The 15,152-nt window shown below is 65.1% G+C and carries 9 protein-coding genes; 6 read left to right on the top strand and 3 right to left on the bottom strand.

What is annotated here, in order from left to right:
• Window positions 1-857: 857 nt before the first annotated feature.
• Together KZZ07_RS22945 and KZZ07_RS22940 are read left to right on the top strand one after the other, a co-directional pair.
• The gene (locus KZZ07_RS22945; protein ID WP_219517801.1) at window positions 858-1,031 is read left to right on the top strand and encodes a hypothetical protein; all 174 of its coding nucleotides are present in this window, start codon (window positions 858-860) and stop codon (window positions 1,029-1,031) included.
• Window positions 1,032-1,202: 171 nt separating this feature from the next.
• On the top strand, window positions 1,203-1,940 hold the full coding sequence (locus KZZ07_RS22940) for a hypothetical protein (RefSeq protein ID WP_370631233.1): 738 nt from the start codon (window positions 1,203-1,205) through the stop codon (window positions 1,938-1,940).
• On the opposite strand, the gene KZZ07_RS22935 is transcribed toward KZZ07_RS22940, so the two are convergent.
• Window positions 1,937-2,341 carry a c-type cytochrome gene (locus KZZ07_RS22935; RefSeq protein WP_219517798.1) on the bottom strand — a complete coding sequence of 135 codons (405 nt, stop codon included), beginning with the start codon at window positions 2,339-2,341 and terminating at the stop codon, window positions 1,937-1,939. The two genes, KZZ07_RS22940 and KZZ07_RS22935, sit on opposite strands and share 4 nt — an antisense overlap.
• Window positions 2,342-2,463: 122 nt before the next feature.
• On the opposite strand from KZZ07_RS22935, the gene KZZ07_RS22930 reads away from it, so the two are divergent.
• Complete coding sequence (locus KZZ07_RS22930) at window positions 2,464-3,162, top strand: DUF1194 domain-containing protein (protein ID WP_219517796.1); 699 nt, start codon at window positions 2,464-2,466, stop codon at window positions 3,160-3,162.
• Between the two features lie 3 nt (window positions 3,163-3,165).
• On the opposite strand, the gene KZZ07_RS22925 is transcribed toward KZZ07_RS22930, so the two are convergent.
• Complete coding sequence (locus tag KZZ07_RS22925; protein ID WP_219517794.1) at window positions 3,166-4,569, bottom strand: bromoperoxidase; 1,404 nt, start codon at window positions 4,567-4,569, stop codon at window positions 3,166-3,168.
• Window positions 4,570-4,919: 350 nt separating this feature from the next.
• Here KZZ07_RS22925 and KZZ07_RS22920 point away from each other — a divergent pair, with 350 nt between their 5' ends.
• A complete protein-coding gene (locus KZZ07_RS22920; protein ID WP_219517791.1) occupies window positions 4,920-6,953 on the top strand; it encodes a S8/S53 family peptidase in 2,034 nt (677 codons plus the stop codon).
• Between the two features lie 7 nt (window positions 6,954-6,960).
• Here the strand turns inward: KZZ07_RS22920 and KZZ07_RS22915 are convergent, their stop codons facing one another.
• Window positions 6,961-8,067, bottom strand: coding sequence for a phosphatase PAP2 family protein (locus tag KZZ07_RS22915; protein WP_219517789.1), 1,107 nt, complete (start codon window positions 8,065-8,067; stop codon window positions 6,961-6,963).
• Between the two features lie 153 nt (window positions 8,068-8,220).
• Between KZZ07_RS22915 and KZZ07_RS22910 the strand changes: the two genes are divergently transcribed.
• On the top strand, window positions 8,221-9,831 hold the full coding sequence (locus KZZ07_RS22910) for an AfsR/SARP family transcriptional regulator (RefSeq protein WP_219517779.1): 1,611 nt from the start codon (window positions 8,221-8,223) through the stop codon (window positions 9,829-9,831).
• 290 nt (window positions 9,832-10,121) lie between these two features.
• Window positions 10,122-15,149: a Hint domain-containing protein gene (locus KZZ07_RS22905; RefSeq protein WP_219517777.1), complete on the top strand. Its 5,028-nt coding sequence runs from the start codon at window positions 10,122-10,124 to the stop codon at window positions 15,147-15,149.
• Window positions 15,150-15,152: the final 3 nt, after the last annotated feature.

Below are 15,152 nucleotides of genomic sequence, written 5' to 3'. Positions count from 1 at the left end.
AAGATCAGACATGGTCACCACTCGTTTTCGAACGGTGAATCATGCACGTCAAACCAAATCAATGGGTCCTGACCCTACGTTCAAACCTGTGCTCAAATCGAATTCTACGCATGTCGCGCAATTTGCTTTTTGGATGATTTGGCTGAAGGTTCCGAAGACTGGCATAATCGGCTGAATTGTCTTCGAAGAATGCCGACACAGCGCCTAATTACGGCGCTCAGTAGCGCAGCAAAAAGATACATGATTGGCGATCCGTGGGCTGCCTATTTTAAAGAATTGGCCGGTCATCTGCATAGGTTTGTCGAGAACAGGCACCTCGCTATCCACGGGCGTCATATCATGGTTGGACAAACTGTCTACTTGGACGCTGCAGAGAAAGGGAGCCGACAAGATCGCATTTTTGATGTATCATCAGAATTGGTCCGGGAAGCGACTGAAGATGCGGACAGAATTTTGCGTGCTCTTGTAAGATTTTGTGAGGAAAAGAGCGCGCTCTAGAATTACACCCAAGCCTCGCCGGAGGCGAGCCCTGATAGTCGGCGCCCCTCCGGGGCGACGGGGCGCGTCGGCTCTGGCGTGGCGGCCTTCGGCCTTGTCCCGCGCCCAGGTTGCCCAAGCGCCGTAGGGCGGGGTTCACCCCGCCAACCCGTCTGGGCAAACCGCTCAACCTTCGCCAACTATATTACCCCCTCCCCCGTCCAACCCCTTGCATATCGCCCGCGCCCGCACACATCATGAATTGCATCTTCCACGATGCCTCACCGGTGACATCGCCCTGACCCCGTCAGGCAACCCTGCCCCCTCTGAGCGTCCACCCGCCCGGTATTCCGCCGCGCGGTGTCGAAAGAGGTACTCCCATGTCCAAGGAAAAGAACCGCGGCAACCGCGAAGCGAAGAAGCCCAAGAAGGAAAAGGTCAAGGTGCTGGCCACCTCGAACAGCAACGCCGGCAAGGACCCGGTGATCGGCGGCAAGGCTGTGAGCGGCGGGCCCAGCGGCAAATCCGGCGGCAAGGCCCCGCGCGCACACTAGGCGGCGCGAACCCCACCGGGTGCGTGTCCGCACGCACCCGTCACGGACACTGCGGGCCCCGGATCCCACCACGCCCTGTTCGGGACACCTCCCCATCCTGACGGACGGTCATTTGCCGCTGCCGCCGATTGCGTCGGCACGACCGAAGCCCGACAGGCCCAGGACAGGCCATTGGCGCTTGCCAACCGCTCTGCCCCCGGCCAATCTCGATTCATGCGCCTTGCCCTCTTTGCCCTGTTGATCCTGACCGCCTGCGGCCGGTCCGCCACACCGAACGAGGCCGCCTTTCTGAAGGCCTTTCACGGCGACGACATCGACCCGAAACGAATCCGCCTGATCGATGGCAACCCGGCCGGGGCCGTCACTTATGACATCCCCGTTCGCCCCCGCACGACCTGCCAGGAAAGAATCTGGCCGCCTATCGCCAAGACCCGCACGGTCACTGTCTCTCCGGCGGCCACGGTGCTTTTCAACAAGATCCTGCTGCGCAAGGATGTTTATCGAAAGGATCTCCTGGCGGGCTATCCCGACCGGATCGACTTGTTCGACGCGATGCTCTTTGCCCATGAGGCGACCCATGTCTGGCAATGGCAGAACCGCAATCTGACCGGCTATCACCCGCTCAAGGCCGCGCAGGAACACAGCGCCTCGAAAGACCCCTATCTGTTCGACACAGAGGCGACGCGCGATTTCCTGTCCTTCGGCTATGAACAGCAGGGCAGCATCGTCGAGGAATACGTCTGTTGCCGCCTGCTGGACCCGAACGCCCCCCGCACCGCGCGGCTGCGGGGCATGATCGGGAAATACATGCCCATCGATCGGCTGGACACGGCAATCGACCGGCCCTCGGTGATCCTGCCCTGGAAAGGTGCGCAGACAACGGGCATCTGCCGCGGCACCGGCGGCTAGTCCTGCTCGATCCGCTGCAGTTCCATCAGGTAAGCGACCAGATCCACCACCGGCTGTGATGTAAGGATCGGCTGGCCCGCCTGCGTCTTCATCGGCACGTCGAAAGACTGTTCGAAGAAATCGCCAAAGACCGGCATCGGAGAGCCATGCGCCACAAGCGGATCCCGCCCGTCGATCCGTTTGATCACCCGTGCCAAGGGAAAGACACCGCCGTTCTGGATCGTCAGTTCGGTCAGGTTTGTCGGCGGGATGGTCAAAACGCCGGCCATCGGTCCGTCGCCTTTGCCTTCCAGACCGTGGCAGGTGGCGCAATGGGTGTAGAAATGCGCGCGCCCGATGTCGGCATCCTGGGCGAATGCGGGCGTGGCCATCAGGCACAGCAGGGCAAGGCGGGCGATCATGACGTATCCTTCTGTTCAGCAGTAACGCAACTCTGCCACAGCCCGGCGGGCAGGAACATGACGTTGGTCAATATGGGCAAGGAGTCGCCCCGCCCTATCTCATCCCCAAACGGAGGGTGACGATGCGGGTAATCCTGGCGATGATGCTGGTCTGGGCCGGGATGGCGCAGGCCCAGGACACGGACCTTGAACTGGTACTGCTGGCGGATGCCTCTGGCAGCATCGACCAGCGCGAAATCCAGTTCCAGAGACAGGGCTACGCCGAGGCGATCACTGACCCCGAGGTCCTGGCCGCCATCGCCAACACCGCTTACGGACATATCGCCGTGACCTATGTCGAATGGGCCGCCAACCAGGCCGTTGTCGCGGATTGGACGCTGATCGACGGGCCGGACAGCGCCGCGGGATTTGCCGCCGAGCTGATGGGCAAACCACGCCAGGCCTATGGACGCAACGCCATCGGCGCCGCGCTGGACGAGGCGCTGCGCCTTATGGACAGCAACGATTTCGACGGCTGGCGGCGGGTGATCGACTTTTCCGGCGACAGCGTCAATTCCTACTCTGGCCCGCCGATTGCCGAGGCGCGCGACCGGGTGCTGGCCGCCGGCGTCACGATCAACGCCTTGCCGATCCTGCGCCCGGGCGATCCCGGCCGCGCGCATGGCGGGTTGGAGGCGCTTTATTCCGAACGCATCATCGGCGGGCCCGGCGCCTTTGTCGTCACCGCCGAAAGCCGAGAGAGTTTCGCCGAGGCGGTCAAGCGCAAGCTGATCCTGGAAATCTCTGGCAGCCTGCCGGGTGGAAAGGTCGCGCGCCGCTGATCCCTAGATGACCGCCGTCAGATGCGCCGCCGGATGGCCCGCTTCCTGCGGCCAGGCGATCGGCTCGCCATCGCGGCGCAGTTCGGCATGGCCGCGGCCAAACCGGCGCGGATGCGAAACCAGCTGCAGGCTTTGCCCGTCGAAATCACGCAAGCTCATCTGCGCACTGCGGTTGTCCAGTTCCAGACGGTCACGCAACAGGTGCAGGGCGACGGCCTGCCCAAAGCGCAGGTCCTGGATGTTCTCGGCCGGAAAGTACCCCCCGGTCACGCATCGCATCAGCCCGATATTCGCCGCCAGCCGGTCGGTCTGATCCTCCAGCGCCAGCACGGGGCCGCCCTGCCCGACCGCCTGCAACTGGGCTCGCCGCGACGTGTCGAAGACGGTCTTGACCAGCGTGGCCAGGACGCCCGCGACAACCGCATGCGTGCTCAGGTCCGAGGGCGTCAGATGCTGCCGCTCGGGGCCGGCCAACGGTAGAAAAAGCGGGGCCTCGAACCGCTGCGGACCGCGCCGCGCGCGGTTGGCGCGGCTGACCCAGTGAACGAGATTGGGGGCAGCACTGACAAGTTCCTCGGCTGCCGCACGATGGGTATCACTGTCCGAAGCAGAGGCACCCTCTTCGCTCCCCAGCCAGACGGTCATCCGCGCCGCCGTGACAGCCGGGCGCCGCATCCGGCCCTTTTCGGACGCCTGGGCATGGGCAAACCGGCTGGCCAGGGCCTCGCCCTCGGCCATCAGTGCAAAGAGACGCGAACCAGTCCATGTGCCGGGCAGACCCGGCGCAATTTCAGTGCCACGCGCCAGCGCAACCAATGCCGCATTGTGAAAGGGCCGCGCGGGCGGCGTCCTGTGCAGTGTTTCGGCCCGGTCACCCAGGCTCGGGTCCTGCTGAGGGCGCACCACCGCCCAGGGCAGACGCAGACCGGCCTGGCTGTGCTCGGCACACCAGCCGATCCAGTCCGACATCGCCGCCTTTTCGGAGGGTTGGCCCCCGGCCTCGCGCTTTGCGGGCGGTGCCATGTGGTCGCTGTCCCAGAAGGCCGACAGAACCGGACCGCCACCGCGCAGGACAACACCGCCGCGAAAAAGGGTTTCAAGCGTCAGCTGAAAATCCCCGTTACACCGCAAGGCCCGGCGCTGGTCGGCGTTCATCTGCCCGGGTTGCGCATCCGGCAATCTGTCCGGCACGGTCCCGGCAATGGGCACACGGGCATCGAACCAGCTGAGATTGCGTAGCTCGCAGAGCAGTTCGTGCATCGTAAACCGCGTGGCCCCGTCGATCCTGACGGCGCAATGCGGGTCCAGCAGCGCCTCTGCGCGCAGATCCTGAACCAGCCCAAGGGCAAAAAGCTCTGCCATGTCGGCCGCCAGTTCCGGCGCCGACAGATCGTGTGGCACCGGCATGGCAATTCGGTCCCGAAGGGACCTCCCCCGACCGCCTCCGTCGATCACACCGAACCTTGTCCCGGTCCCGTTGCGTTTCATGGTCATTCCCCCAGCGCGAAGCATCCTGTTGCACGACTTGACCGTACGTTAACCTGACCATGCGCATGCCCCCGTGAACGGATCGCAAATGCTGCGCAATTCCCGCGTGAAACGGGCATGAAATTCCGACGAAAATTGGCGGTGTGCTCATCCGGGTGGCGTGAATTCTCCGCAATCCCGACAGGCGCAGACCCGGCTTCCTTGACCGGAAGAAGAAAAGGCCCTTTGCTGAGCCGAAGGATTTCGCGTTCAGGATCAGGGGGATCGACATGGCAATCAACTGGACGGACGCCAGGGAGCACGCGTTTCGCGATGCCTGCCTTGATTGGTCACGCCTTGTCGGCCTGCGCCGGGACATGCTGCCGCCGGAGCGTCCGGACCGCGGCCCGGACTACGCCCCGATTTTCGTGCACCTGAAACCCGTCGATGACATGCAGGCCGCCCGACGCCGCCTGCGCGATCTCGTCGGGCAGGACGACTCACCCCTGCGCATGGACGATACCGAACGTGCGGCGCTTGTGGCGCGCATCGACGATCCGCAGGCCAATCCGAACTTGCCGGACGACTACATGCTGTACCGGCGCATCGGCACGGCGGACAACCTGCATGACGACCTGTTCGAGGTGATCGACTCGGGCTGCCCGGTTCAGATGGCGGACGCTCCCATGCCGCCAGAGCCCGCCGGGCCGGTGCCGCCCTCGCCCACCCCCGGCGCGCCGATCGTCGGGATCATCGACGACGGGATCGGCTTTCTCAATGCGCGGTTCTGCCGGGGCACAGCCCCCCGGCGCACGCGGTTTCATGCCCTCTGGCTGCAGGCGCTGGAACAACAGGCCACCACGCCCAAAGGCACGTTGGCGGGGCGCATCCTGGACACCGCCGAAATCGACGACATGCTGGCGCGCGGCGACGAAAGCGCGAGTTATGCCGCGCTGAATGCCCAGATCTACCCCGGCAAGACCCGCGACGAGACCGGATTTGCCACGACCCACGGAACCCACGTCCTTGACTTGGCCGCCGGGGCCGACCCCGAGGACAGCCTTGACCCGGCGCGCGACTGGCCGCTGCTTGGTGTGCAACTGCCGCCCGAAAGCATCGACGACACCTCTGGCACCTGGGTCGAAAGCTACCTGGTCATGGGGCTACGCTGGATCCTGCGGCAGGCCGCCAAGGTGGACGCAACCGCACCCGTCATCGTAAACGTCTCTCTGGGCGTCTTGGCGGGCCCCAAGGACGGCACACATTTCGTCGAGCACCAGATGGCCCGCGAGGTCCAGACATGGGAAGAGGCCACCGGCCAGCCGGTTCGCCTGGTCTGGGCCTTTGGCAACAGCTATCGCAGCAGCCAGGTCGCCCGGCTTATGCCCAGCGACACGCCCGAACACCTTGACTGGCACGTACAGCCCGACGACGAGACCGCCAGTTTCATCGAAATCCACTGCCGGGGCGGCACCTCTGCCGATCTGCAGGTGGGCCTGACGGCGCCGGATGGCACAGCCTCGGGCCTGACGCAGCTGCAACCGGGTGAGATCCGGTCACTTGAACGGCGCGACGGGGCCGCGCTGGCCCGCATCTATCATGTCCCGGCGCGCAAACGGGACAAGGAGACAGAGCAACAGGCCTGTTACGTTCTGGCGCTGGCCCCCACGCGCGGCCAGAAGGCCGGAGAGCCGGAGGCCCCCGCCGGCGCCTGGACCGTTTCGGTGCAAGGCCCAGGAGAGGTCCTGATGCAGGTTCAGCGCGACGACGCAATCCGCGGGGCCGAGGCGCGCGGACGACAAAGCTATCTCGATCACCCCGCCGCCTATGACTGGGACGCGGGCCGCGCCGCCTATGTCGCGCCCGGCACCGGCCCGATCAGCGATGCGGGCTGTCACAATGCCTATGTCGCGGCGGATTGTCGGCAGGTGTTCAGCGTCGGCGCCGCACAGGAATCGGCCCGGACAGCCTTGCCGGAGGTCGGAAACTATCGTCCCGCCCCCTATAGCGGCGAGGGCGCATCGTGGTCCCTGCCCGGACCCAGCGTCGCGGCCCGCATTGGCAGCGGGCCATTTTCGACCGGCATTCGGGCAGCCGGAACGCTGAGCGGCAGCACGCGGCGACTGGCCGGGACAAGTGCCGCGGCGGGTTGCCTGACCCGGGCCCTGGCCCTGTCGTCGACCCGGATCATCGCCAATACGCAGAACCCGGACTCGACCCGTCTGGAGGATATCGATCCCGCCTACCTGGTGCCGACCGGAACGCAGGACGCGCGGCTGGGCGAGGCGCTGGTCAACGTGCCGGACCTCCTGCCTGCCAACTAGGCCCGGATCACCACTCGTCCTTGGCCTCGTCCCACATCTTGGCCAGCCAACCGGGCACCAGCCCTGTCGGCAGGGACAAGGTGCCCGTGTCGATTTCTTGGGTGGTATCCAGTGCCTCGGCCATGCGGGCCAGGGTAAAGTCCCCGTCGTAACCCGCGCCGTGGAACACGCGCGTCCGGGTCTGCGGTGTCCCGTCCAGAAGATTGATCAACGCCTCGGCGACGGTCACGCCCAGCACCGCCCCTGCCATGCTGTCGGTGGGGAAATGCACGCCCGCCACGGTCCGGTTCATCGCGATCCGTTCGGCGTGGCGGAACAACTCGCTGCCCGCCTCGATCTGCTCGACCGGATCGACCGGCGCGTTCAGGAACAGCCGCGACAGCAGCGTGGCGCAGGCAAAGGCCTCTGTCGCGTGGCCCGAGGGCCACGATCCATGCCCCGGCGTCTGGATCAGTGGTTGCACCTTTCGGGACATGGCGATGGGGCGCGCCACGTCGAACCCGTGTTTCAAGGGCATCTCGATCACGGTGCAGAGCCGCAGCATCGCCTGGTTCAGCGCCAGCGTCCACTTGGTCGCATCCGGGGCCATGTAGCCAACAAGACCAAAAAAGCTCTGGATGTCGCCGGTCTGCATGATGATCTCGTTCAGGCGATCCCCGCGCAGGTCGGCATAGGTGCGCAGGTAATGCAGTTGTTTGTCCGCGAGGTGGGTGCTTGTCGGCGCCTCCAGCGTGACCAGCGGGTCGCCCCCCAACGCCACGGTTCCCGTGGCTGGCTTGCTCTTGGCCGCAGGCTCCAGGGTCACCTTGAACAGCCCTTGCAGGCAGGCATCCATCACCGCGCGCCGGGGGCCGGTCGCCATCGCGGTCAGCGCCTCCCAGCCGCTGCGGCCATCCTGTTTCGGGACGCGATCCGCCGTGCCCTTCCAGTACCCCACGGTTCCGTCCCGCGCCTGGCCCAGCGCGGTGCTGGCAAAGGTATTGTCCGGCCCCGCCTGCGAGTTTTCCGCCGCCTGGCTGTTCTGCGAATTCTGGGAGTTTTGGGAATTCTGACTGTTCTGGGAATTTTGGCTGTTCTGAGAGTTCTGTGAATTGTAGAGACCGGAAACGGGCATGGCATCCTCATGAAATTTTAAACGGAGTTTTTGGCACAGCCTGCCACAGGTCAAAGCCTAACTGCCAACCCCGGCTTTCTTTAACGGAAATTTCACGTCCGTTGCCGCGCTGTCACGGCGGTGCTAGATTTTCGCGAGTTGCGAGGAGAGTGCATGGCAGTGCCTGAATGCCAGAGGATCACCATCACCGTGCTCGGGCCTTTCCTGGTCCGGGATGGAGACGGCGTGACGTTGCCCATCAAGGGGGCCAAGAACCAGGCGCTGCTGGCGATGCTGGCGCTCAGCCCCGACATGAGCCGTCCGCGCCGCTGGCTGGAGGACAAGCTGTGGTCGACCTTCGGCCCCGAGCAGGCCAGCGCCAACCTGCGCCAGGCCCTGTCCAAGCTGCGCAATGCACTTGGCCCCGCGGCCGAGGTGATCCGTGCGGACAGGTCGTCTGTCGCGCTGGACACGCGCGCCATCACGGTCGACCTGCACGAAGAGGTGGTGCCCGAGGATGACCGTGTCGAGCTGCTGCAGGGCATCGACGTACGCGACCCGGAGTTCGAGGACTGGCTGAGGCAGGAACGGGCCGCGCTCTTGTCGAAACTGGCGTCGGCCAGCCCGACAGACAGTCGCGGCATCCTGATCAACTGCCGCGCCAGCACAGAGGCCCCGGGGCGTGACAGGATGCTGGGTGAGGTGCTGGCCAACCAGATCGGCGAGAACATCGCCGAGCAGGTCCGCGCCTGGCGGCAATCGGATTCTGACATACCCCTGCCGGAGGGCGCCCCGGCAAGCGACATCTCTGTCAGCACTCAATTGATGGAAAACGGCGACGGCGGACACGCGCTCTTTATCAAGGCCACCCATCAGCCCAGCGCCCGCATCCTCTATTCCAAGCTGCAACAGCTCGACCGGCTCGAGGATATCCTGAACGCCGAGATCGACGTTTCGCGCACCGTCTTCGAGGCCGCCGACCAGATCATCGGCAAGCTGCCGCATGTCCTGGAAAAGGACCGCCCCGAAACACGGGCCACGGCGCTGTCACGGCTGGGCCTCTACCGGATGTTTTCCTTTGAAAAGGATGCCCTGCGCGAGGCCTACGGGCTGATGGACCAGGCCTTTCGCCGCGATGAAAACGGCATCTACCTGGCCTGGGCCAGCATGATCCGGCTGACCCAGATGATGGAAATGGCCGAAGATGACCAGGAGGGCCTGCTGGAAGAGGCCGTCGACCTGCACTATCGCGCGATGGAGCTGAGCCCGGACAATGTGCTGGTCCACGCGATCATCTCCAAGGTGCGCGGCACCGCACTGGGCGATACGGCCGGGGTTCTGGATCTTGCGCAGAACGCGGTGGAACGGAACCCGGCCAACGCCTTTGCCTGGAAATCCCTGTCAGAGGCCCTGATCCTGTCGGGTGACATGGAGGGCGGGTTCACCGCCTCGGAACGGGCCTGCCGGATCGCGCGGACCTCGCCTTTCAAGCACTACTGGGACACCGGCCACTGCATCGTGGCCATTGCCTGCAACCGTCCGCAAGAAGCGATCGAGGCCGGAGAGGCCGCCGTACGCTCTGCCCCCTTGTCCCGGCCCGGGCACCGGCACCTTCTGGCGCTTTATGCGCTGGAGGGGCAGCTGGACAAGGCCCAGGCCGTGGCCGAAAAGCTGGCCAAGATCGAGCCGGGGTTCTCGCTGGACAAGCTGGTGAACGACGACAGCTACCCGGTGCGCACGCTGCGCAACAAGGGCCTGCTGGAACCGATCCGCGCGCTGCTCTGACCCTACGGGCACCGCCACCGCCCACCCGGACCTTCACCAGAGAGCCTTCAGGCCAAAGCCACTCCCGCCTGCATGATCCGAGTCCCCCCGCGCAGAACAATTGCGACCGGATAATGGCGGAAAGGCTGTCTTAACCCTGCTCAGGCTATCAAACTGGGCGTCAATTCCCCCGTTCCGGCCAACTGCGGCCACATTTCTGCGGTCTTTGGCGTCAAGCGCTAAGCGCCGAAAATTTTCCGCGGAACGGACCCATTTGAGGGGGCCATTCGGCAAAGGTGAGGATCGCTGGTATGGCGACGTATTTGGTTACAGTTTCGAACTGGAATTCGCCCTTCTTCTGGGGCAGCATTTACCAGAGCAGTTCGGGCCACACGCTGGATTTCTCGAACCTGGGCGCGAATTATTCGGTGTCCTACAATGCCGGTGCCGGCGAACTGCAGATCTCCAACGGCTCGACCACTTATACCGTCGGCGATATCTGGCACAGCGGTTGGCCGGATGCATGGCTGGGCGGCAGCACCCAGTTCGAATCCTTCACCAACATGATCCTGCCCGACGGTTCGGATGCCTATGCCGGCAGCGACCGGGGCGAGAACATCGACCTTGGCGGCGGCACTGACACCATCTTCTCGCTTGATGGCAATGACACTGTCAGCGGCATCGACGGCAATGATTTCGTCAATCTGGGCGACGGTGCCGACGTCGCCAGCGCCGCGGGCGGCAACAACACGATCCTCGGCGGCGACGGCAATGACACGCTTGGCTCGGACAGCGGGTCGGACGTGCTGTTCGGTGGCACAGGCGCCGACGTGATCGACGCCCTGGGCGGCGACAACACCATCGACGGCGGCACAGGCGCCGACAGCATCACCACCGGCGACGGCGCGGACGTGATCACAGGCGGATCGGGCCAGGATACGATCAGCGCCGGCGGCGGTGACGACGTGATCTATGGCGACGGCAGCGACGTGGGCGCCAACGCCGGCACCCTGTCCTCTTTCGATTTCGCAACGGTCAGCGAGACCGGCGACCTCGGCAGCGGCGTCGTGGGCAGTTATGCCGTCTATGACAACATCGGCGTCACGGACGAGGGCATCGTCGTGCAGGCCCGGTTGACGGTCCTGGATGCGGACGATCCTAACATCCAGTTGGAGTTCAACGCCAATTCCGTCTACATCAACCGCGACGGCGCCGTCGACGCGGGCACCGGCGTCACCCTGGGGTTCGAATTCTTTGATCAGGCCACCGGTGAGCCGATCAAGATCACCGGCACCTTCACCTTCCAGGATATCGACACCACCGCCGAAAGCGTGACCGCGCAGACGGCAGATGTGGAGAGCGTGGGTCTCTCCTCTGCCAGCACCAATCTGACTGCCACCGACAGCGGGGAAGAGCTGGCCGCACAGTCCGACAGCACCAGCTCTGCCAACGTGGACCAAAGCCACTGGGCCCAGTTCGCCTACTCCGAACAGCAAGAGCTGGTCTTTGTCGTGACTTCCCGTGGTGCCGGGACAAACTATGCCTTCACCACCACCGGCTTTACCGACGCACCAACCGTCATTTCCGCCACCCCGGAAGCCCAGGATGACCTGATCGACGCCGGTGCCGGCGACGACCTGGTCTATGGCCTGGCGGGCAAGGACACGATAACCGGCGGCACGGGCAAGGACACGCTGCATGGCGGGGCCGATGCGGATTCGATCGACGGCGGCGCCGATGCCGACATGATCGTCGTCACCGATGGTTTTGGCGCTGACGTGATCCAGGGCGGTGAGGCGGTAAGCACCGGCACAGACCATGACACGCTGGATTTTTCGGGACTGGGCATCGGCATCGACGTGACCATGACCGGAGACGAGGCCGGCACCGCCACGGATGGCGCCGACACGCTGAGCTTTTCCGAGATCGAGCATGTGGTCCTGACAGACCAGGACGACGATTTCTTTGGCCAGTACGGTCCGGCCAGCACCGGTATCACGGTCGAAGGCGGGGCCGGGAACGATTCCATCGTCGGCACCCAGGCCGACGACGTGATCGACGGCGGCGACGACAACGACACGCTGCGCGGTGGCGACGGCGCAGACACCCTCACGGGCGGCACCGGGGACGACAGCCTTTACGGCAATGAGGGTGGCGACTCCATTTCCGGCGGCGAGGGCAGCGACTCGATCTACGGCGAAACCGGCGACGACTATGTGTCCGGCGGCGGTGGCGACGACACGGTCGAGGGAAACGAAGGCAACGACACGCTCTATGGCGGCGATGGCAACGACTGGATGCGCGGCTCTTATGGCAAGGACGCGCTTTATGGCGGTGCCGGGGACGACTATCTCTGGGGCGGCTGGGGCGACGACACCTTTCACATCGAAAATGGCTTCGGCAACGATACCGTGGACGCCGAAGGCGTGGACGAAACCGATGGCGATGTGCTGGACCTTTCCGCCGTCACCGACGATCTGACCATCGACCTGACCCATGTGAACCCCGAGATCGGCACCGTCACGGATGGGACAGATACTCTCAACTTCAACGAAATCGAAACCATCGTCCTGGGGTCCGGCCAGGACACACTTGTCCTTGGCAACGGCTCTGGCGAAGACATCGTGACGGGCTTTGCCGCACCAACCGATCTGGGCGGCGGCGCCTATGCAGGCCAGGACATGCTGGACGTGTCCGGGATGGCCGACGCGGGCGGCGATCCGGTCAACGTGGCGGACGTGACCGTGACCGATACGGTCGGCGACGGCTCGGGCGACGCGATCCTGCTCTTTCCCAACGGCGAAAAACTGATCCTCGTCGGCGTCAGCGCCTCGGCCGTGTCTTCCCCGGAACAACTGATCGCGATGGGCATTCCGCCAGTGCCGCCGGACTACGTCGTCTCTGGCGGCATCGGCGATGACCTGATCAACGACGCCTATACCGGCGACCCCGAAGGCGACCGGATCGACAATGCCGACAATGCCACTGGGGACAACGACGACGTCGTCCTCGCCGGTGCGGGCGATGACACGATCGACGCGGGCGCCGGTGACGACACGGTCTATGGCGAGGCCGGAGATGACGAGATCTTTCTTGACGCGGGTCTGGACAACGACAGCATCATCGGTGGCGAGACCGGAGAGACCGAAGGCGACCGGATCAACTTCTCGGCCATTTCGGACGACATCACGGTCACATTCACCGGCGAAGAGACCGGCACGCTCAGCGACGGCACCAGCACGACGACTTTCGCCGAGATCGAGCGGTTCCAGATGGGAACCGGCAACGACAGCGTGATCGGGTCGGACGGCGCAGAGCACATCATCGGCAACTACGGCGACGACACGATCCTTGCCGGTGGCGGCGACGACACCATCTTTTCCGGCTTCGACAATGACAGCGTGTCCGGCGGAGAGGGCAACGACAGCCTGCTGACATCCTCGGGCGCCGACACGGTCGAGGGCGGCGCGGGCGATGACACCATCGACGTCGGCGCGGGCGATGGAGAGGCGGACGTGGTTGTCCTGGCGGACGGGTCGGGCGAGGACGTGGTGTCCAGCTTTGAAACCCCGACGGACCTGGGCGGCGGCGCCTACGCGGGCAACGACCTGCTGGACGTCAGCGCATTGACGGACCTGTCCGGAAACCCTGTGTCGACAGAGGACGTGACCGTGACCGACACGGTCGGGGACGGCTCGGGGCATGCGATCCTGACCTTTCCCAACGGCGAGAGCATCACTCTGGTGGGCGTTCCCGTCGCTGATGTGCAAGACCCCGAACAACTGGCCGCGATGGGGATCCCCCTGTTCACCGGCGACTACATCGTCGAGGGCACGGCCCTGGGAGAGACCATCGACACCGGCTATGCGGGCGATCCCGACGGCGATTTCATCGACACTGGCGACGGGATCGGCGGCTCGCAGGACGACACCGTCCTTGCCTACGGTGGCGACGATATCGTGCAGGCGGGCCTGGGCGACGACAGCGTTCTGGGCGGCGCGGGCAAGGATTCGCTCGACGGCGGCACGGGTGCCGACACGCTGGACGGCGGCGATGGCGCCGATCTCCTCCTGGGCGGCGCCGGAGGTGATCTCTTGTCCGGTGGCGCCGATGCGGACCGGGTTGTTCTGCAGGACGGTTTCGGCGCGGATACGATTGCCGGCGGCGAGACTGTCACCACGGGAAAGGACGAGGACACGCTCGATGCCTCGACCTTGCCCGGCAACGTCACCGTGACCTACACTGGCGACGAGGCCGGAACCATCAGTGACGGCACGGACAGCGCCGAATTCTCGGAAATCGAGGCGCTGACCCTGGGCGGCGGCGACGATACCGTCGATGCGACGGCGGACAGCGCGGGGGTGACCGTCTTTGCCGATGGCGGCGACGACAGTCTGATCGGCGGCAGCGGGGACGACACGCTGGCGGGCGGCACCGGGGACGACACCCTCTTTGGCGGTTCAGGCGCCGACAGCCTGACCGGCGGCGATGGGGCCGATACGGTTTCCGTTGGGTCGGGCGACGTGGCATCCGGCGACGGTGGCGACGATGTCTTCACCGCCAGTGCCGACGACATGAACGGCGCCAATCTCACCGTGACCGGCGGCGAAAGCGGAGAGACCGCAGGCGACACGCTGAATATCACGGGGCCGGCCAAGATCACCATGACCGGCGCCGAATCCGGCGAGGTCGAATGGCTGGACGGGTCCACCCTGACCTTCTCGGAGATCGAGAACGTCAACTACACGCCCTGTTTCACCCCCGGCACCCTGATCAAGACCAACAAGGGTGAGGTCGACGTGGCCGATATCACGCCCGGCGACCGGGTCTTGACCCGCGACAACGGCTACAAGCGCGTACTCTGGGCCGGATCCAAGACGGTCGGCGCCGCCGACCTGGCCACCACGGCGGACCTGCGCCCGGTCCGGATCGCGGCCGGCGCCCTGGGGCGCGGCGTGCCGGAACGCGACATGCTGGTGTCACCGCAGCACCGCGTGGTGATGACCGGCGCCGCGATCGAACTGCTGTTCGGCGAAGATGAGGTGCTGGTGGCCGCCAGCCACCTGGTCGGCCGCCCCGGCATCACGCGGATCTGTCCGGCCGAGGGCGTCACCTATGTGCATTTCATGTTCGACGCGCATGAACTGGTCATGTCCGACGGCGCCTGGACAGAAAGCTTTCAGCCCGGCGACCTGTCTCTTGCCGGGTTGGATGCAGAGCCGCGCGCGGAATTGCTGGCACTGTTCCCGGAACTGTCGAATGCGCCCGGACGAGAGGCCTATACAGCCGCGCGGGCCTCGCTCAAGGCGGAACAGGCACGCCTGCTGCTCGCGGCGTGACTG

The sequence above is a fragment of the Mameliella sp. CS4 genome, assembly GCF_019392335.1.
Classification (GTDB): Bacteria; Pseudomonadota; Alphaproteobacteria; order Rhodobacterales; family Rhodobacteraceae; genus Antarctobacter.
This window is presented reverse-complemented; position numbering and strand designations above follow the sequence as displayed.